The sequence below is a fragment of the Vallitalea okinawensis genome, assembly GCF_002964605.1.
GTDB lineage: Bacteria > Bacillota > Clostridia > Lachnospirales > PQDH01 > Vallitalea_A > Vallitalea_A okinawensis.
The window spans coordinates 893,292-912,938 of record NZ_PQDH01000002.1; the positions used below are offsets into that span (position 1 = coordinate 893,292).

A 19,647-nucleotide genomic window follows, 5' to 3' on the forward strand; every position below is an offset into this window, starting at 1 on the left:
ATTTTATTTAAGTAGCTCCTTTAAAATACCAAAATCATATTTTATAGCTTGAATCTGTTCATTCATTTCGTCACTAGATTCTGATTCAACGACAGCCCATTTATAATGATGTTTTTTGATAATTGAACAAACACCTTCCAAATTAACTTCTCCTTTACCTAGTAATGTTGCTGTGTTGCCTATACCATCTTTTATGTGAACAATATCTGTTTTCCCTTGATATTTATTCAAATAATCCACAGGACATTCACCACCTGCATAAACCCAAAAGATATCAAACTCAGGACTTAAAAGCTCCACTTGATCAAATAACACATCAATCAGATAATCCTCACCCTCTTTTGTGAATTCAAAAGCATGATTATGATAATAAAGTCTCATACCAGCTTGATGATATTTTGGGATAACAGCTGCTAACCTTTTAGCAAAATCCAAAACACCTTCTTTTGTTTTCATACCTTCGAAACCCGGACATATAATACGCTTATTACCTATCCTTTTATGAAACTCAATTGTCTCATCAGGTTGATCAAGTATCATTTCAGTAGAAACATGTGCACCAAGAACTTCAAGGTTATATTTTTTTAACCATGAAAGAATCTCATCAGCTTTATAATCATAGAATCCTGCAAATTCTATACCTTCATAACCTATTTCCGCTACTCGCTGAAGTGCTCTCTCCATGTCTTGTGATGTTACATTTCTTATACTATACATTTGAACACCTATCTTCATGATTACCTCCTCTGTTTTTATTTAAATCTATCATATTTGAAATAAATGTTATATAATTAATTTACAAAAAAATAATACAATTTTGACTTTCTGATTTGAGGAGTTTTAATATGAAAGAAGCCTATTTTGAAGAGTTAATCATTGAAAAAGATAAGATAAACTATCCCTTTTCTAGCTTTATTACTGAATCAACTGAAATGAGTGAAGTATTAGTAAGACCTCACTGGCATAATTACATAGAGTTACTATATTTTAAATCTGGTCATTCAAGCATCTTTTTAAGCGGCAAAGAATATCAGGTATCACCTGGTGACTTGATTATTATCAACTCAAATGAAGTTCATTCCATATTCGCAACGGAGCAGGAAGAGTCAAAATACATCGTAATAAAATTTGACCCTGAACTCCTTCATACTTCAAAGAAAACAATATTTGAAATGAAATACATCTTACCCTTTACTATTAATAATTTTTCTCACCAGAAGCTTTTTAAGCTCTATGAACTTAACTCATCACCTATCCAACAACTGGTTGAAGAAATTTATGATGAATTTATTAATAAGCCTTATGGATTTGAGCTGGCCATAAGAATTAACATTAGCAGAATATTTTTATGGATATTAAGAAATTGGAATTATAAAGGGATCACCATGGATAATATTGATTTTACAAATGAACGTGAAGTGCAAAAGCTTCAATACATTTTTGATTATGTTGATCATCATTATTTTGAAGACATATCAACTAAAAAAATAGCCCAATTGTCAGGAATGAGTTGTAGTTATTTCTGCAGACATTTTAAAAAAATTACCCATACTACATTTACCGATTACTTAAATTATGTGAGAATTAGCGAAGCAGAGAAATTGTTATCGACTACAGATATGAACGTAACTGAAGTAGCCATTACCTGCGGTTTTTCCAATTCAAGTTATTTTATTAAACAGTTTAAAAAATATAAAGGTATAACACCCAAAAAATTTAAGCTTAAATTACCGTATCAATAATGACTATATTATATCCATCAGGCCATTGTGCTTCAGTCATATTATTTGTAAAATAGTAAAAGCTAGCGAAATTCGCTAGCTTTAATACTCTAAAACTACCATTTGATGGCAGTTAACTTCTCCCACAGTATATGTAATCTTATCCTCATCTTGTGCAAAAGGTAGGTCTATCAATTGCGGTGCTAAATACACCTTTTTAATCTTCTGATCTAATTTAATTGTTGCCTTGATATTCATTACTGGCACTAGGTCCTCGATGACTTCTACACCATTACCTCTTTTTACAGGAGTGGCATATAAAAGGTGATTCACATAGCGCTTATTGTTATATTGATGCTGAAGCGTTGTTACCCCTTGTGCTCCTAGTGTTGTTTCAACGGTTTTTTCCACTCCTAATAATCGGTCAAGAGCAAACTTTACCATATCCTTCAAAATCAAACTTCCTTTGGTGGCATAATCTTCAAAGACTTTCCAAGCGATATAGATTCCTGCATCGCCTTCCACCATTCCTGCTGAACGCTTTCCAGGTTGATTTGGCGTATGAAAATGAGATGAGAAATGAAGCATATCCCGATTAAAATAAGGTTCTTCTCTTTCACCAAGAACTTTACCTCCATCTACTGCGATATTAATCCCTTCACCAAACATAACAAAAGCACTGCTTCCAAGACCATGATAATCGAATGATGGGATAAAATAATCAGGATGATAAGAACTTTCTCCTTTAAATTTTACGCCTAATTCTATTAGAAATTGATCTTCAGCCTGATTCAAACCAGATTTACCTGTTGCCAGGATTTTCCCACCATTTGTAATATAATCAATTACCTTTTTTTCAAGATTCTTATCCAGTTTAATACTATCAGGTAAGATGATGACTTTGTACTGGTTAAAATTTGACTCATAATCCATGACATCAAATAGATAATTACCTTCTAGAAGCATACGAACCGCACCTGTATCTCCTTTAGTTGAAGCTCCATGCTGGTTGGCGGTAGCAACAAAGTCCTTTAAACATTCCTGACTTAATAAACCTATGTCAGCAACATTGACAACATCATCGCACCATGCTTCTTTCTTTTCAACTTCTTTGTAAGCTTCCCCGACAAGTTTATAGGTGACTTCATCCATTTTACCTACTGGGTGAAGTTGATCCCCTATACACATTTTTGCTCCATTAGCCAAATTTAAGGCTGCCTCATAGCGAAGTGCATTAGGATGCTTAAAGCCTCCAAATTCTCCCCATGTGGTATGGAATTTTCCTGTCATGCCCAAGAATTCTTTTCTAAGCCCTTGAACATATCGTGCTGAAAGAGGGAAGTGATCGTAGCCCCAGCCCCCTGTAGGTAAAGATTCTAGTTCCAGATGGGTATAGTACTCAAGTATATCTCTTCTCCCTCTTGTTACGTGACCACTATTCTGGAAAATCTTCATCTCAGGTTTGATACTATGTATGAGCTCTTGAACTTGTTTTAGATAATTCTTGTAAACTCTTTCTGCTAACTCTATAATTGCTTTTTCATCTCTAGGATCATTACCTTCTTCAATAATCTGATTAACACAAGTTTGACAATAACAAGGGCGTATACCTACTATGTCAAGCCAAATACCTGTTGTATCAAATCTTCTAGTCACTTCTTCTATTTGACTAAGTAAATGCCCTAAGTAGGGCGTATTCATACAAAGCTCATGATAACCTGCTTGCATAAAATCCGTTGCCCAAGTGGTTTTTTGATCTTGACGTCTAAATAACCACTCTGGATGTTTTCTCGCTGTAATCTCATCCAACCCAGCAGAGATATACAATTGTGTTTCTACACCTATTTCTTCACAGGCACTTAACATTTCTTCCACTAAATCAAATTCTAGGGATGGGTGTGATGGTGTTACACCATTCTTATAATAAAGCCATCCGTGATGACATTTAGCAAATATATTGATTGAATTAACATGCCCTACCTGCAAAGCATTTTGAAATTGTTCCTTACTAAATTCACTACCCACTCCTGGTATCTTATCTCCTGTGTGAAAATCCAAATGTATTTGTCTGAAAGGCATATTCCCCATAATCTATTCCTCACTTTCCTATACTAATTACTTCATATACTATCACGAATTCTACTCATACACTTGTAAATAACTAGCTTAAATTTGTACAATATTAACTTTTTACAATGAGCGATTATTATCCTTTCTCAGCACCAGCTGCCATCCCTGATACATGTTAATCTCTAAATAAGAAGAACACCGTTATTGATAGTTTTGAAATCAGTAATGGTGTTCAATCTTTTTTTATTTATATCCTTTTGGAGAAGTACCAAAGTAATTCTTGAATTGCTTTGAGAAAACGTAAGGATCGGAATAACCTATCTGTCCAGCGATTTCTTTTACGGAATAACAGGTTTCGGTTAATAAATATTTAGCATAACTCATTTTGATTTGAAGCTGAAAACCTTTTGGTGATAAACCGTATTGATCATGAAAGAGTTTTCTAAAATGACGTTCAGATAATCCAACTTCTTTTGCCACCTCACTTATGGCTATATTCATGAATTTATTTTCTTCAATATAGATTTTCCCTCGTTCTACTCTCGAATCTCTTGCCTTCTCCTCACTATCCTCTGATAGCTGTTTCAGCATCGCTAAGAGTACCTCAGAAATGAATGTATTTGCTAAAAAATCTCGATATTCTTTTTGCCCTTCTAAATGTGTGGCGTGATAAAACCCTTGAAATTTCTGTATATACTTATGGATGTCTACTGGTATAAAGCTAAGAAAAAAAGGATCAGTAGGCACTGAAACCTCTTTCATACTCTTATTATTGTAAATCCCAAAACGTAGTGGTAATAGTCTTAATGGATTTTTTACATTTTGTACAGCACGATGCAAGCAGTTGTTACTGACAAAGACAATAGTACCTTTCTTAAGGAGGATCTTCTCCTTACCAAAATAATAGGCTCCTTCTCCCCCCAAAACTAACAGCATATGCTGATCACTGTTGTTCTGTATGTGAGTTTTCCATAGAGGTGGAGCAATAACGTTATAAGAACCATGAAGTCTAAAATGATTGTTAATGGGTATAGTCGTAAGCAGCTTTTTTAAACATAATACATTATTCACATTATTCATCTCCGTTTTCATCATCTTTTACACCCTTTTAACTATTGTTTCATGTATCTTTTTTCTATTAAAATTATAATAACATATATTTACCATAGTTAGGAGTCTTTTATATGAAAGCTATTATGCTAATGTTTGATTCATTAAACCGGAGAATGCTTCCTCCTTATGGCAGTGACTGGGTGCATGCTCCGAATTTCTCGCGATTAGCCGAAAAAACCGTTACTTTTGATAATTGTTATGTTGGAAGTATGCCTTGCATGCCTGCACGTCGTGAGTTACATACTGGAAGATATAATTTCTTACACAGGAGCTGGGGGCCTATTGAACCTTTTGATGATAGCATGCCTGAAATTCTTAAGAATCAAGGTGTGTATACCCACCTTGTAACGGATCATTATCATTATTGGGAAGATGGTGGAGCTACTTATCATTCTCGTTATAACAGCTATGAGTTTTCAAGAGGTCAAGAGGCTGATCCTTGGAAAGCTGATGTTAAAGGTCCTCATATTCCAGAAACTGTTAACGACACCGGCATCGCTCATCCTTACAACTGGGTTAATAGGAAGTATATTAAGAATGAGGAGGACCATTATCAAGCAATTACTTTTCATAACGGGCTGGAATTCTTAGAAAATAACTATGAAGAGGATAATTGGTTTCTCCATATTGAAACTTTCGATCCCCATGAACCCTATTTTGCACCTCAGAAATATAGAGATCTCTATCCTCATGACTATCATGGTAAACACTTTGATTGGCCACCCTATCGTCATGTAGAAGAAAGTGATGAGGAAGTTCTACACTGTAGGTACGAAAGTGCTGCACTTCATAGTATGTGTGATCATTATTTAGGTAAAATTCTTGACTTTATGGATGAACATCAAATGTGGGATGATACCATGTTAATCATCAATACAGATCATGGTTTTTTACTTGGTGAGCATGGCTGTTGGGCAAAATGTTGGGCTCCTTTCTATGATGAAGTTGCTCATACACCACTTTTTATCTGGGACCCACGATGCCAAAAGAAGAATCAACGATGTAATCAGTTAGTTCAAACCATCGATCTAGCACCCACCTTACTAGACTTTTTCAATATGAATCTACCTAAGGATATGCAAGGAAAATCATTAAGAGACACCATTGCATCAAATACACCCGTTAGAGAGTATGCATTATTTGGTATGCATGGGGGTCATGTCAATTGTACTGATGGAAGGTATGTTTATATGCGAGGTCCTCTTAATGCAGCTAATAGTCCTCTGTACGAATATACTTTAATGCCTACATGCCATGGTGCTGGTCGCGCCTTTATCAGACATGAGGAACTGGAAACCTTAGAATTAGCTAAACCCTTTTCATTTACTAAAGGTTTACAAACAATGAAAATGGATGCACTTACAGGCAATGAAAATTATCGATACAGCAATCAACTTCAGTTCGGTAACAGACTCTTATATGATTTAGCAAGTGATCCTCAACAGCAAAATCCACTTGATAATTTAGTTATAGAAAATGAAATCATACAACAAATGATTCAATTAATGAAAGAAAACGATGCTCCAAAAGAACAGTTCCAAAGATTAGGATTAGATTAATGTTAAGCCAGTCCCTTTTTATGGAGACTGGCTTTTTAAAGACTAGGTAATATTCTTCATCTCTTTTATATACTCTGATGGTGTTAATGAAGTAACTTTCTTGAATACTTTAGTAAAATAGTTAAGATTACTGAACCCAACCATAAGAGCTATATCTGTAATAGAGCTGTTTTCTCTTTCAAGATATAATTTAGCTTCTTCCACCCGCTTTTTATTTATATAATCTGTAATTGTCATCATTGTTTCCTTCTTGAATTGACGTGAAAGATGAGAGGGATTGGTGTGTATCTTTTCAGCTATATACTTTAAACTAATTTTGTGTTCTAAGTGCAGATTAATATAGTTAACAGCCATCTTAACGATTGAGCTATAGTTTCTCGTTGAAAACATTTTTACAGCATCACAATAATCATCTATCATAGTATTATTCAATTTTTTTAGATAAGGCACTGTTGTTCCTCGTTCGATGGTTATAGCAAATCTTTCTGAAATGTTATGCATATAGACAGGATGAACCCCACCCTTTTCAGCTGCTATTCTTAATATCGTGTTGAGTGTAATGGACAAGTTCTTGACTGATCTTAATGGACTCTCAGGAATACGGTCAGGAAAGGTAAATATTGTTCCATTCTCATGCATCAAGCGATGAACCTCTTCTTTGTTACCTAAAGAAACTGCCCTTCTAATTTTTTTCTCAAGTCTATACCGCAACTCTATGATGCTTTTAGATTCACTAATCGTCCTATTCATGTCCTCTTTTTTGATAACTGGCTCCATTACTTCTGTGGTCTGCATTTGAGCTTCAATAAAAGGATTGCCACATAAGTTAACCAATAAATGACCTAGATGATCAGGATAATTACTATCTATAACCATGAGCGATTGGTAAAATTCTTTTAATTGAACACGTTCACTGATAGGTAGCTTATGTTTTGCAATGATATCGCTCATCCATCCTTGACTAGGAACTCTTGATAAAAATGGACCAATTATGACAAACCCCTTAAAAGAATTATCCATCCTAAAAGCAGATGCAATGTATTCCAGACCAAAGGTATTGGTGTTATAGTAATAACGGTCGAGTGGGCTATTACTTAGTTCCTCCTTCCATTCTTCATGATCTAATGGTTTTAGAGCCGCTGGTAGAGGATGGTCCACTTGTTCTACTAGTTGATTCCCCTGATGATTAAACGCACAGATATCCAAATGAGTAAGAGATTTTATTAAATTGCAAATCTTATATAAATGATTAAAATTATGATTGTTATTCTCTTTCATTTTATCACCTTTTAATATTTATCATTACTATCTTAACATTTTACTTTATAATATGCAAAAATAATACGAATAAACTCAAAATTGTATGAGCACCTTTTTCTTAATAAAGCTATAATACCCTTATATCATAAAAGGAGGTATGAAGGTGAAGCAAATTTCGTTCAAAAATAAATTTGGGTATATGATGGGGGATGTAGCCAACGGCTTAACTTTCGGCATGTCAGCAGGATTTTTATTAGCTTTCTATACAGATGCACTTGGCATAACAGCCGCTGCTGCCGGGACGTTATTCTTGATTGCACGACTATGGGATGCCATTAACGATCCCATGATGGGTGTACTTACTGATAAGATGTTTAGGAAAAGAGCATTGAAACATAAGAATCAAAAAGTAGATAAGTTTAAAATCTACTTATTAAAAGGTAGTTGGCCTGTTATTGTAGCAGCAATCTTAATGTTTTTTGCACCAGATGGATTAAACGGTACACAGAAATTAATTTGGGCTTATGCGACTTATATTGTCTGGGGGATGACTTATACATTTGTCAACATACCCTATGGCTCATTAGCAGCAGTTATGACGCAAGATCCAGTAGAGCGTTCTTCGTTAGCAGTTGCGAGAGGTATTGGTGGACTTATTGGTAATATTCTTCCTAGGCTGATTGTTCCTCTAGTTTTAGTGCAATTCACGGATGAATTATCTAAAGGTTATTTGATAGCTATGATCCTCTTTGGAGTTATAGGATTGGTTTCTTATATCATATCTTATTATACTGTTGAAGAAAACATCGTACATCAAGTAAGTGATGTTGAAAGTACAGATAAAGATGGCTTTGTCAAGTCCATAGGCGTACTTGTAAAGAATAGACCATTTGTTGCTGTATCCATTGCATCAATAGCCATGCTTTTAGGTATGATGGTAAACAGTGCCATGGCAGTTTACTACTTTAAGGATAATTTGAATGCTTTACAACTGATGTCCATTACTGGATTAACAGGTTTATTGCCTATGCTTATTCTTGCACCAATTATGTCTAAAGTCGTTAAGAAATTTGGTGTTAAGCGAACTGTAGCCACGAGTAGCTTAATATCTTCCATTATATATGGCGCTCTATTTCTATTACCAAGCAATGCCATTCTATATATAAGTGTTTCTTTTATGGCTGCTATATTCATGACAATCCCTCATATGCTGGTTTGGGGAATGGTTTCAGATTGTATTGATTACAATCAGTATTTATGTGGTAAACGACAAGAAGGCGTTATTTATGGCTGCTATAGCTTTGTTAGAAAAATGGGGCAAGCTTTTGCAGGCTTTTTCGCAGGTGTCGGTTTATCCCTAATAGGCTATGTTCCTAATGCTATTCAAACTAGTCAGGTATTATGGGGTATAAAATTCTTAACCATAGGATTACCTGCCTTTGGAATGTTTATTGCTTTTATAGCTTACCAATTTATATGGAATCTGACACCTGAAAAACAAAAAGAAGTTGTCAAATCAATCAATATGTAATGTAATTCTACAAAACTTTATTCACTATTTTTAAGTAAAGAAAGAGGAGGAACAAGGTTGGAAAACTCATTTTTATATCCAGTAAATAGCTCTACAAGACGTGTCATAGACATTTCTGGGATCTGGAAATTCAAAATTGATGCAAATAACGAAGGTAGAGATCATGGTTGGAAAGATGGTCTTTGTGATAACACTTTAATGGCCGTCCCATCAAGCTACAATGATATTTTTACAGATAAGAGTATAAGGGAACATGTAGGAGATGTCTGGTATGAAACAGAAATTTTTGTACCACATGAGTGGGAATCCTTTCATGTAGATCTACGCTTTGGTAGTGCCACACACAGAGCAGTGGTTTGGGTCAATGGTCATGAAGTTGCTAAACATGAAGGTGGATACATGCCATTTAGCGGTCGTATAAACAAAGTTATCCGCTTCGGTGAGAAAAACAAAGTTGTAGTCGTCGTCAATAATGAACTGGATTATACGACGATTCCATGTGGTACTGTAAAAACTCAAGCTGATGGTAAGAAACTTCTTTTTCCATTCTTTGATTTCTTTAATTATTCAGGGTTACATCGTCATGTAAAACTTGTAGCCTTACCAAAAGAGAGTGTTTATGATATTACTGTTAAAACAGATATTATAGGTACTGATGGGCAAATCAATTATGAAGTTATAACGACTGGTTCTAAAGATGTTGTTGTAGAAATCATAGATGAGGATAAAGTAATTGTTGCTTCTGGAAAAGGTAAGAAGAATTTATTGACTATTAATGACGTCAACCTTTGGCAACCAGGCAATGCCTATTTATATACCTTAAATGCTAAAATAGTAGATGGTGATATGGTCATCGATGAATACCCCCTTCCTATTGGTATAAGAACAGTAGAAGTTAAAGATAATCGTGTGTTAATTAATAATAAACCTTTCTATTTTAAAGGTTTTGGTAAACATGAGGATTGTGAATACCATGGTAGAGGCTATAATCCAGTTGTAAATCTCCGTGATTTTGAATTACTAGAATGGATTGGAGCTAACTCCATTCGTACTTCCCACTACCCTTATTCAGAAGAATTTATGCAATTAGCAGATCAAAAAGGATTAGTTGTTATTGATGAAACACCAGCTGTTGGTTTGTTTGATATGTTAAATAATTTCTTAGCAGCTGGATTAGGCAAAGCTGATCAAACGAATTTCTTTGATCGTGACGAAGTTAAAACCAAGACACTAGCCAACCATAAGGATGCTATTCGTGAACTCTTCTTAAGAGATAAAAATCATCCTTCCGTTGTCATGTGGTGCTTAGCCAATGAACCTGATACATCTCAAGAAGGTTCTGAGCCTTATTTCAAAGAGATTTTCGAATATGCAAAATCATTAGATATTCAGTATCGTCCTATGTCCTTTACAAACTTCATGATGGCCCCATTTGGTAAATGTAGAGCTCATCAATTTGCTGATGTAATTTTATTAAATCGCTATTATGGATGGTATATGATGGGTGGTCCAGAGCTTCCTAATGCAAAAGAAATGTTTAAACAAGAGTTACAAGGATGGTCAACAACAGGAAAACCTATTATCATGGCTGAATATGGTGCAGATACAATGAATGGTGTTCACAAATTACCAAGTGTCATGTGGTCTGAAGAATATCAAGTGGAATATTTAAAAGCTCAGCACGACGCTTTTGACTCCTGCGATAATCTTGTTGGTGAGCAAATGTGGAATTTTGCAGATTTTCAAACAACAGAAGGTATTATGCGAGTAGATGGGAATAAGAAAGGTGCCTTTACAAGAACACGCCAACCTAAAAGTGCTGCCTATTTATTACAGAAAAGATGGACTAATATTCCCGATTATGGCTATAAGAAATAAACACTGCAGTTTATTCCAAGCTCAAGAACTGATGTTCTTGGGCTTTTTCATGTTTAATAAATATAAAAAAAGCATATATTACATATATAATAAAATATTTCTCTTGCTTTTTCTTGCAAAACATAGTATAATTGATAAATTGTGTGCACATGTTGCTAATAAACAACTTATTAGCATTAAAGGGCTTACGACCATATCCATATCTAGTATAGGTCGTATTTTAGATAAATAAAAAAAAATTAGGATGGTATTAAATGAATTTTAATGAATTAAATATATCAAATGAGATTATGACCGCAATAGAGGAAATGGGGTTTGAAAAGGCTACGCCTATACAATCAAAAACAATTCCTTTATTATTAGAAGGTAAAGATATTATTGGACAATCACAAACAGGTACGGGTAAAACAGCTGCTTTCGCTATACCTATACTTGAAAAAGTTGACCCTAAGCTTAGAAAGCCGCAGGTGCTCATCTTATGTCCTACAAGAGAATTAGCTGTGCAGGTTTGTGCTGAAATTAGACGAATTTCTAAGTATATGCATGGCATTAAAGCTTTCCCAGTCTATGGTGGAGAGCCTATACATCATCAGATAACAGGTTTGAGAAAAGGTGTTCAAATTATCGTTGGTACACCTGGTCGTATTATGGACCATATGAAGAGAAGAACGCTCCGCTTTGATGAATTAAATACATTAATTCTCGATGAAGCAGATGAAATGTTAAAAATGGGTTTTAGAGAAGATATTGAAGAAATCTTAGAACATGTCCAAGATGACCGTCAGACGATACTTTTCTCTGCTACAATGCCTAAGAGTATTTTGGAAATTGTAGATAAATATCAAAACCAGCCAAAACTCATTAAAGTAGTTAATAAAGAACTTACAACTAAAAATGTTGCTCAACATTACTATCAAATAAAAGATAGTTATAAAACCGATGCATTGTGCCGTTTATTAGATACTTATCAGCCAAAATTGTCTTTAGTATTCTGTAATACGAAAAGTAAAGTTGACCAGGTAACAAAGGAGTTATTAGCTCTTGGTTATAGTGCTGATAAAATTCATGGCGATATTGATCAAAGATTCCGTTTAGAAGTATTAGATAAATTTAATCATGGTATCATCAATGTTCTAATTGCGACAGATGTAGCTGCAAGAGGACTAGATATTCGTAACGTTGAAGCGGTATTCAACTATGATGTACCTGAAAAAGAAGATTATTACGTTCACCGTATCGGTCGTACAGGTCGTGCTGGACGTTCAGGTAGTTCTCATACATTAGTAAGCAGACGTGAACTTCAAAGACTATTTAATATTAACCACTATATTGGAACTCAGATTCCAAAGGGAGCTGTTCCAAGCCTACGTCAAGTCAATGATGTAAAAGCTAAGTCTTATACTGATGAATTGAAGCATATCATCGATACACATGAGTTATCAACTTATCATGGTCTTGTTGATGAAATGGAATTAAGTGGCTATAATTATAGAGATATTGCTGCTGCACTTCTTTCCCAAAATGTTCAATTTGATGAAGGTAAAGATCATGATTTATCTTATAGAGTGAATAGTAGAGAATCAAGAAGAACTAAAGATGACCAACGTAAAGGTAGAGGACGAGACCGTGGTGGACGTCAAGGTAATAAGAGAGATGATAAGAATTCTGTTCGCCTCTTTATTAATGTAGGTAAGAAAGATAGGATCAAAGTAGGTGATCTTGTCGGTGCTATTGCAGGTGAATCTAATATTCCTGGACGCTTAGTAGGCGATATTGATATCTATGATAAATATTCTTTTGTTAACGTACCGAAAGATGTCAGCCAAGTTGTTATCGATAGCATGAATCAAGCTCGTATTCGCGGACGTAAAGTTAATATTGAAATTGCCAATAAGAAGTAAATTCATTATTTCTTTAACTAAAAAAAATAGGAGGCAGGTTATCAGACCTACCTCCTATTTTTATACTCTTTTTTCTATGCTTTTTTAGCTTTTTCTTTCTTCGTCCAACTTGCAATCTTATCGACTACAATAGCGATAGCACCATCACCAGTAACATTGGTAGCTGTACCAAAACTATCTTGTGCAAAGTGTAAAGCAATCATTAATGCTTGTTGCTCTGGACCAAAGAAAAGCATTTTTTCCATGAGCCCCAATGCTGCTACAACTCCACCACCTGGTATTCCTGGTGCAGCAACCATGGTTATACCAAGCATGAAAATATATGGTATCATTTGTTGTAAAGTAGGCATTTCTCCACCTATCATCATGACTCCCATAGCAGCCAATACTAACGTAATAGTGTCACCGGCTAAATGAATTGTTGCCCCTAATGGAATAACAAAATCAACAATATCTTCTGATACTTCATTTTTAGATGCACACTGAATGGTAACAGGAATAGTTGCAGCAGAAGATTGTGTTCCTAATGCTGTAAAATAGGCTGGCAACATATTTTTAATAGACTTCACAGGATTCTTTTTAGTAACCAGAAAAGATATTAAATATTGAATAATAATATAACTTAGTTGAAGCCCTAAAATAAGTACAAAAACAATAGCAAATGAACTCATTGTTGAAAAAATCTCGCCTGTAGCTGTTAATTTTGCGAAAATCGTTGCTATATAAAAAGGTATGAAAGGAATCAATATAACCCTAACAACACCAGCAACTATTTTTTGAAAGTCATTGATAACGTCATTTAAGGCTTCAGCTTTATTTCTAGCAATACCAATTCCTAAAATAAAAGCTAAAACTAAAGCTGTCATAACACCCATCACTGGTGCCATGCCAATTTCAAAATATGGTGATAAATCAATTTCTCCCCCCTGAGCTATAGCTCCGGCTGAAATAAAAGATGGTAATATAGCAATTCCTAATGCATAAGCTATGAATCCTGCCGTTATGGCTGATACATAGGCTATCCCAGCTGTGATACCTAGAAGTTTTCCAGCTGAGTCTCCTAAGTGAGCTATTCCAGGTATAACGAAACCTAGAATAACTATAGGTACCATAAACTTTAAGAAATTACCGAATGTCGCTGCAAAAGTATTCATCACTTTTATTAAAACGTAATTATCTAATTGGGAACATACCAACCCAATAATTATACCTACAATGATACCTATGATCAGTTTAGGTAATAAACCTATTTTCTTTTTCATAAAAACACCCTCCTATATTGTCCTTGTGTGAAAAACATATGTCTTTTGTTTTAGGTGTTTTCAATATTATCATAAAAAAATACATAATGCAAGTTTTTTATTATCTCTTGCAAAAAATTACCTGCTCTACTACGTCTTCTTCATGAAGTTTGCTTCATGAAAAAAGCCCTCCAGTATTATGGAGAGCTTTTTATTGCTTCATCGATTATTTGATTGTAGTACTTTGCTATAGTTGCATAATCTTTCAGTTCTTTCTTGCCTGTTTCTGATAGCTGATAGACTCCTCTGCCGACTTTCTCAAACCAACTATAATGATTATTATAAAGAATTCTGGTGGTTTTAGCTTGATCCGTTCCCAACTCCCTTAATTCTTTAGTCGTTAATGTCTCAAACCTGTTTAAACAACAAGCAATATGTATGGCTTTTTCTTTATAGGCTGTTACTAACTTAACGCCTGTCGTGCCACCAATATTAAAATCTTCATGACGCTCTTTTACTTCATTTATAAGCCTTGCTCTTCTTTTTTTATTCATAACCTGGCTTCTCTTTCGATTAAACACTTTAGGTTCAATAACAACTTCTACATGTTTTTCCTCACCCTTAAAAGATACAAACAATAAACCTAATTCAAGGCGTCGAATGAGATGCACTGTATCATTCCAACTTCGACTATACCTAAATCCCTTAGGCTTTGGAATAGCCATATAAACTTGATCACCTATCTTCTGACGTTTAACAGCTTGAGTTAGCAGTTTTACTGTTAAGTTTTTTTTGAGCTCAACAACTGTAATGACTTCATCTTTTACAGCTATCACATCACAATCTTCTACCTCACCTCTAACTAGATATCCATTTTTGATAAAGTAGTCCTTTATAGGCTGATACAGGTCCTTTTCTAACAATGTGATCAACTACTTTCATATTTTAAATAATAATCTCTTTTTATGCTAGCAAAATATTTGTAATTTCATGCCGTTTTACTACATTGAGACACTTCAAAGAATCATATTTTTCTACAGCTTGTTGCAATATGCGATTACACTGAATCCATGCTGTCATATGTTGCTCAGGTAATAATACATATTTCTGGCTAAACCCACTTTCTGCTAGCAGCACTAAAGAATGCTCCATCTCTGGGAAAATGTCTTGATTTTCTGATTTAAGCCCTATAGGATCCATGATGACCATATATCCTTTACCACAAAATCTTCGATTATACTCCTCAAACTCATCAAAGAATTGATAAGCATCTTCTTTGAACCAAAAACCAAATGTTTGAATATGTACTATTTTCTTTAAGTCGCTTACAAAAAACTTGTATTTTGTAATTTCCACGATGTAATTCCACTCCTCTTTAATACTTTTATCTATCTATTTGTTATTATATCGAAGGGAAAAGCTTTTGTAAATAAAATAGGGCTTATTAAGGATCGAAATGTAATAAATATTACATTCAGATCTAATTTTTTTGGTATTAGATCCTTAGCTCGAGAATATATTATATAAGGATGGCTAAAAAAGCCCTTCTGTGACAAGCACTTTTAATAGCGCACACGTGTAATATAGAGGTAAGAATGAGTTTACTCATTCCTATAAATTTACCTGAATCTATTAATATATAAACAAAGTAGGTTTAGGTATGTAACATTTATTACATCTTAGTTACACTATTCTATTTTCCTAGCATTTAAAAAAAATTTAAGAAGGGGGATTTAAAATGAAAAGGAAAATGCTAGCTTTAATAAGTGTATTGCTTGTATTATCATTATTTACTGGATGTTTCTCAGATACGACGTCTGGCGGAAACAAAGTACTACGGATTGTATCAGGTGGTGAACCAGGTTCTTTACACCCCAGTTTAGCTCAAGGAACACATGAATCTATTATTCTAGACCATATCTTTGAAGGTCTCATGCGAAGAGATGAAAATGGTAATCTGGTAGAAGGTGTTGCAGAATCCTATGCGGTAAGTGAAGATAAGCTGACTTACACCTTCACGATTCGTAAAGATGCTAAATGGTCAAATGGAGATTCTGTAACAGCAGAAGACTTTGAATATGCTTGGAAGCATGCACTTAACCCATTAACAGCTTCTGACTATTCCTATCAACTCTATTACATGGTAGGTGCTACCGAATTTAACACTTATGATCTAGAAAAAGGTTCTGAAGAAGAGCTTAAAAAACTTGAAGATGCTGTTGGTGTTAGAGCTCTAGATGAAAGAACCTTAGAAGTTAACCTTGCTCAACCAACACCATTCTTCCTTGAATTGTGTGGATTCTATACCTATTACCCTATACCTAAATCAGTTCAAGAAGAAAATCCAGATTGGGCTAATGATGGCAGTACCCACATTTCCAATGGTCCTTTTGAAATTGTTGAATGGAACCATGACGAAAGCGTAGTTACTTCAAAAAATAAGAAATACTATAATAAGGACAAAATTAAGTTAGATGGTATTGAATTTACTATTCTAGAAGATCAAAATACTGAGTGGCAGATGTATCAAAGTGGTGAACTTGACATTAACAATAATCTTCCACCAGATGTGTTAGGAACCCTTAGAGCTGAAAACAATCCAGAACTCATCATAGCAGGGGATCTCGCTACCTACTTCTATCGCTTCAATACAACACTCCAGCCATTTAATAATATGAAAGTTCGCAAAGCTTTATCAATGGCAATTGACCGTGAAATTATCGTAGAAGAGGTTGCTCAAGGAGGGCAAATCCCAGCCTTTGGTATTGTTCCATTTGAGATCCCAGACGGGAACGGGGATTTTCGTGAAATTGGTGGGGATTATTTCAGCGAGGATCTGGAAGAAGCTAAAAAACTCTTAGCTGAAGGTTTAGCTGAAGAGGGCATGGATAGTCTTAACTTTACTCTACTCTACAACACACAAGAATCCCATCAAAAAATTGCAGAGGCAATTCAAGAGATGTGGCGACAATTAGGTGTTGAAATAACCCTTGAAAACACCGAATTCAGGGTAAAAATAGAAAGAGAACATGCTTTGGACTATGAAGTAGCCCGTGCTGGTTGGATTGGCGACTATGTTGATCCCAACACTTTCCTTGATATGTTTACTTCATGGAGTACGCAAAATGATACTGGTTGGACAAATGACGAGTTCGATAAGTTTATTGAGATGGCTGGTAATGAATTCGATGCTAATAAACGTATGGAATACTTACATGAAGCTGAGGCAATTTTGATGGAGGAGCTCCCCATCATGCCAATTTATTACTATACAAGACCTCGTTGCGAAAAACCATACGTTAAAGATACCTTTAAGGTCATAAATAGAGAGGTTTGTTTGATTTATGCAGATATTGAGGATGTAGAAGAATAGACTAATATGCCCCATTTAATGGGGCATATCTCTTAGAAAAGGAGGATGATCAATGTGCTAAGATATATCCTTAAGCGTTTAGGACTAGCCTTTCTTACTTTATGGGTCGTTATAACTATTACCTTTTTGATAATGCATGCTATACCTGGAGATCCCTTTGCTAAAGAAGGGAAAACCCCTCCTGCAATTCTTGAAAATCTAAGACGACATTATAATTTAGATAAGCCATTGCATGAGCAGTACTTTATTTATCTTAAAAATCTAGCAAAATTAGACTTAGGTCCATCTATGAAACATAAATCCCGAACCGTTAATGATTATATTCGCGATAATTTTCCAACCTCTGCTCATCTTGGTTTACAAGCTTTGATTATGTCATCTATTCTGGGGATTATTCTAGGTATAATTGCCGCTACAAGGAGAAATCGATTACCGGACTATTTATGCATGATCATAGCCATCATTGGTATATCGGTACCTGGCTTCATATTAGCTACAGTACTCATCGATGTCTTTGCTGTTCGATTAGATTTGCTACCTCCTTCTGGGTGGAAATCAGTTAAACATACTATCCTTCCAACTGTTGCACTAGGTATGTTTACATTAGCCTATGTTGCACGAATGATGCGGTCTAGTATGTTAGAGGTCCTTGGTCAAGATTATATCAAGACTGCCAAAGCAAAAGGATTATCTCCAGTTAAAGTCCTTTTTAAGCACGCCTTCAGAAATGCGATTCTGCCAGTTGTAACAGTTCTAGGCATTTCTGCAGCTAATCTTATAGTAGGTAGCTTTATTATCGAGAGAATCTTTGGAATCCCTGGTATGGGAAAATATTTTGTTCAGTCTATACAAAATAGAGACTACTCTGTTATTTTAGGAACAACTATCTTCTATAGCATTATCTTAATATCAATGAACTTTATTGTAGATATGCTATACATTTTAATAGATCCACGCATCAAGATAAAAAGTGGTACAAAGAAAAAAACAGCTTACTCTGAAGCACTTATTACACAAAACCATGTATGTCAGAACATGGGAGGTGCAAAAAATGAAAGCTGATATTAAAGTTACTCCTGACATGTTTGAATCCGTCAGTGATAATTACACGGATGCAGAAAAAATAACCAGACCAAGCGTTACGTACTGGAAAGATGTTTGGAGAAGGTTAAAGGAAAATAAATTGGCTATGTTTGGATTAATCATCATATCCATTTTAATCTTTTTGGCTTTTCTTGGTCCTTATATGAATCGCTTTTCTTACTATGAACAGGACTTCAATATAAGAAATCAATGGCCTGACAGTGTTCATTGGTTTGGAACGGATACTCTCGGAAGAGATCTATGGACGAGAGCGTGGTATGGAGCAAGAATTTCCTTGTTCATTGGTTTTATGGCTACAATCATCGATTTCATTATTGGTGCTATCTACGGAGGCATATCTGGTCTAAAAGGTGGTAAAGTGGATGAAATCATGATGCGTTTTGCTGAAGTACTCTATAGCATTCCTCATCTACTAATGGTTATTTTACTCATGGTCATCATGGACCCTGGTTTATTCCCAATCATTTTAGCTATGACCATTACTGGGTGGCTGAGAATGGCTCGTTTAGTCCGCGGGCAAGTCTTGCAGCTTAAAGAACAAGAATTTGTTCATGCTGCCGAAGCAGTCGGCGCTGATACAAAATGGATTCTAAGGAAACACCTTATTCCTAATACAATGGGACCAATACTGGTTAATGTAACATTGACTATACCTACTGCCATCTTTGCTGAAGCAACACTGAGTTTCTTAGGTTTAGGTGTGCAGGCACCAATGGCAAGTTGGGGGTCTATGGCAAATGATGCTCTACAAAGTTTGTTTACAGGTACTACCTACCAACTTTTTATACCTGCATTCTTAATCTCTTTAACCATGTTCGGCTTCAATGTTTTAGGTGATGGGCTTCGAGATGCCCTTGACCCCAAATTACGAAAATAGAAAGGAGGCCGGCTATCTC

15 protein-coding genes are annotated in these 19,647 nt (G+C 35.1%); 8 read left to right on the top strand and 7 right to left on the bottom strand.

The genetic code is table 11. The features are described 5' to 3' along the window. Positions 1 to 3: 3 nt before the first annotated feature. Positions 4 to 735 (bottom strand): sugar phosphate isomerase/epimerase family protein, encoded by a 732-nt coding sequence (locus C1Y58_RS08980; protein ID WP_105615677.1) that lies wholly within the window; start codon positions 733 to 735, stop codon positions 4 to 6. 110 nt (positions 736 to 845) lie between these two features. Here C1Y58_RS08980 and C1Y58_RS08985 point away from each other — a divergent pair, with 110 nt between their 5' ends. After that, complete coding sequence (locus C1Y58_RS08985) at positions 846 to 1,742, top strand: AraC family transcriptional regulator (RefSeq protein WP_105615678.1); 897 nt, start codon at positions 846 to 848, stop codon at positions 1,740 to 1,742. Between the two features lie 81 nt (positions 1,743 to 1,823). Here the strand turns inward: C1Y58_RS08985 and C1Y58_RS08990 are convergent, their stop codons facing one another. Together C1Y58_RS08990 and C1Y58_RS08995 are read right to left on the bottom strand one after the other, a co-directional pair. Next, positions 1,824 to 3,809, bottom strand: a complete 1,986-nt coding sequence (locus C1Y58_RS08990; RefSeq protein WP_207655729.1) for an alpha-amylase family protein — start codon at positions 3,807 to 3,809, stop codon at positions 1,824 to 1,826. 225 nt (positions 3,810 to 4,034) lie between these two features. Continuing rightward, complete coding sequence (locus C1Y58_RS08995; RefSeq protein WP_105615679.1) at positions 4,035 to 4,886, bottom strand: AraC family transcriptional regulator; 852 nt, start codon at positions 4,884 to 4,886, stop codon at positions 4,035 to 4,037. Positions 4,887 to 4,975: 89 nt separating this feature from the next. Between C1Y58_RS08995 and C1Y58_RS09000 the strand changes: the two genes are divergently transcribed. Beyond that, positions 4,976 to 6,463 carry a sulfatase gene (locus tag C1Y58_RS09000; RefSeq protein WP_105615680.1) on the top strand — a complete coding sequence of 496 codons (1,488 nt, stop codon included), beginning with the start codon at positions 4,976 to 4,978 and terminating at the stop codon, positions 6,461 to 6,463. Between the two features lie 42 nt (positions 6,464 to 6,505). Here the strand turns inward: C1Y58_RS09000 and C1Y58_RS09005 are convergent, their stop codons facing one another. After that, complete coding sequence (locus C1Y58_RS09005; protein WP_105615681.1) at positions 6,506 to 7,741, bottom strand: helix-turn-helix domain-containing protein; 1,236 nt, start codon at positions 7,739 to 7,741, stop codon at positions 6,506 to 6,508. Positions 7,742 to 7,886: 145 nt separating this feature from the next. On the opposite strand from C1Y58_RS09005, the gene C1Y58_RS09010 reads away from it, so the two are divergent. The 3 genes from C1Y58_RS09010 (at position 7,887) to C1Y58_RS09025 (ending at position 13,033) form a co-directional block, all read left to right on the top strand. Continuing rightward, a complete protein-coding gene (locus C1Y58_RS09010) occupies positions 7,887 to 9,254 on the top strand; it encodes a glycoside-pentoside-hexuronide (GPH):cation symporter (RefSeq protein WP_157950029.1) in 1,368 nt (455 codons plus the stop codon). A gap of 57 nt (positions 9,255 to 9,311) precedes the next feature. Continuing rightward, complete coding sequence (gene uidA, locus C1Y58_RS09015) at positions 9,312 to 11,132, top strand: beta-glucuronidase (protein ID WP_105615683.1); 1,821 nt, start codon at positions 9,312 to 9,314, stop codon at positions 11,130 to 11,132. A gap of 254 nt (positions 11,133 to 11,386) precedes the next feature. After that, a complete protein-coding gene (locus C1Y58_RS09025) occupies positions 11,387 to 13,033 on the top strand; it encodes a DEAD/DEAH box helicase (protein ID WP_105615685.1) in 1,647 nt (548 codons plus the stop codon). Between the two features lie 74 nt (positions 13,034 to 13,107). Here the strand turns inward: C1Y58_RS09025 and C1Y58_RS09030 are convergent, their stop codons facing one another. The 3 genes from C1Y58_RS09030 to C1Y58_RS09040 all read right to left on the bottom strand — a co-directional run bounded on the left by C1Y58_RS09030 (position 13,108) and on the right by C1Y58_RS09040 (position 15,630). Then, positions 13,108 to 14,295 (bottom strand): dicarboxylate/amino acid:cation symporter, encoded by a 1,188-nt coding sequence (locus C1Y58_RS09030; protein ID WP_105615686.1) that lies wholly within the window; start codon positions 14,293 to 14,295, stop codon positions 13,108 to 13,110. Between the two features lie 176 nt (positions 14,296 to 14,471). Next, entirely contained in the window at positions 14,472 to 15,197 is a 726-nt protein-coding gene (locus C1Y58_RS09035) for a DUF2161 family putative PD-(D/E)XK-type phosphodiesterase (RefSeq protein WP_242985364.1), read from the bottom strand. Positions 15,198 to 15,237: 40 nt separating this feature from the next. Then, positions 15,238 to 15,630, bottom strand: coding sequence for a hypothetical protein (locus C1Y58_RS09040; RefSeq protein ID WP_105615688.1), 393 nt, complete (start codon positions 15,628 to 15,630; stop codon positions 15,238 to 15,240). A 382-nt stretch (positions 15,631 to 16,012) separates the two neighbouring features. Here C1Y58_RS09040 and C1Y58_RS09045 point away from each other — a divergent pair, with 382 nt between their 5' ends. Genes C1Y58_RS09045 through C1Y58_RS09055 form a run of 3 tightly spaced genes read left to right on the top strand, consistent with a single transcriptional unit; the run spans position 16,013 to position 19,628 of the window. Beyond that, the gene (locus tag C1Y58_RS09045) at positions 16,013 to 17,647 is read left to right on the top strand and encodes a peptide ABC transporter substrate-binding protein (protein ID WP_105615689.1); all 1,635 of its coding nucleotides are present in this window, start codon (positions 16,013 to 16,015) and stop codon (positions 17,645 to 17,647) included. 54 nt (positions 17,648 to 17,701) lie between these two features. Further along, positions 17,702 to 18,709 carry an ABC transporter permease gene (locus C1Y58_RS09050; protein ID WP_105615690.1) on the top strand — a complete coding sequence of 336 codons (1,008 nt, stop codon included), beginning with the start codon at positions 17,702 to 17,704 and terminating at the stop codon, positions 18,707 to 18,709. Further along, complete coding sequence (locus C1Y58_RS09055; RefSeq protein ID WP_105615691.1) at positions 18,699 to 19,628, top strand: ABC transporter permease; 930 nt, start codon at positions 18,699 to 18,701, stop codon at positions 19,626 to 19,628. The genes C1Y58_RS09050 and C1Y58_RS09055 overlap by 11 nt, the downstream gene beginning before the upstream one ends. The last annotated feature ends 19 nt before the right edge of the window (positions 19,629 to 19,647 follow it).

Excerpts from the sequence above, each read along its gene's own strand:
- C1Y58_RS08980 (WP_105615677.1), bottom strand. The coding sequence starts at position 735 with ATGAAGATAGGTGTTCAAATGTATAGTATAAGAAATGTAACATCACAA.
- C1Y58_RS08985 (WP_105615678.1), top strand. The coding sequence starts at position 846 with ATGAAAGAAGCCTATTTTGAAGAGTTAATCATTGAAAAAGATAAGATA.
- C1Y58_RS08990 (WP_207655729.1), bottom strand. The coding sequence starts at position 3,809 with ATGGGGAATATGCCTTTCAGACAAATACATTTGGATTTTCACACAGGA.
- C1Y58_RS08995 (WP_105615679.1), bottom strand. The coding sequence starts at position 4,886 with ATGATGAAAACGGAGATGAATAATGTGAATAATGTATTATGTTTAAAA.
- C1Y58_RS09000 (WP_105615680.1), top strand. The coding sequence starts at position 4,976 with ATGAAAGCTATTATGCTAATGTTTGATTCATTAAACCGGAGAATGCTT.
- C1Y58_RS09005 (WP_105615681.1), bottom strand. The coding sequence starts at position 7,741 with ATGAAAGAGAATAACAATCATAATTTTAATCATTTATATAAGATTTGC.
- C1Y58_RS09025 (WP_105615685.1), top strand. The coding sequence starts at position 11,387 with ATGAATTTTAATGAATTAAATATATCAAATGAGATTATGACCGCAATA.
- C1Y58_RS09030 (WP_105615686.1), bottom strand. The coding sequence starts at position 14,295 with ATGAAAAAGAAAATAGGTTTATTACCTAAACTGATCATAGGTATCATT.
- C1Y58_RS09045 (WP_105615689.1), top strand. The coding sequence starts at position 16,013 with ATGAAAAGGAAAATGCTAGCTTTAATAAGTGTATTGCTTGTATTATCA.
- C1Y58_RS09055 (WP_105615691.1), top strand. The coding sequence starts at position 18,699 with ATGAAAGCTGATATTAAAGTTACTCCTGACATGTTTGAATCCGTCAGT.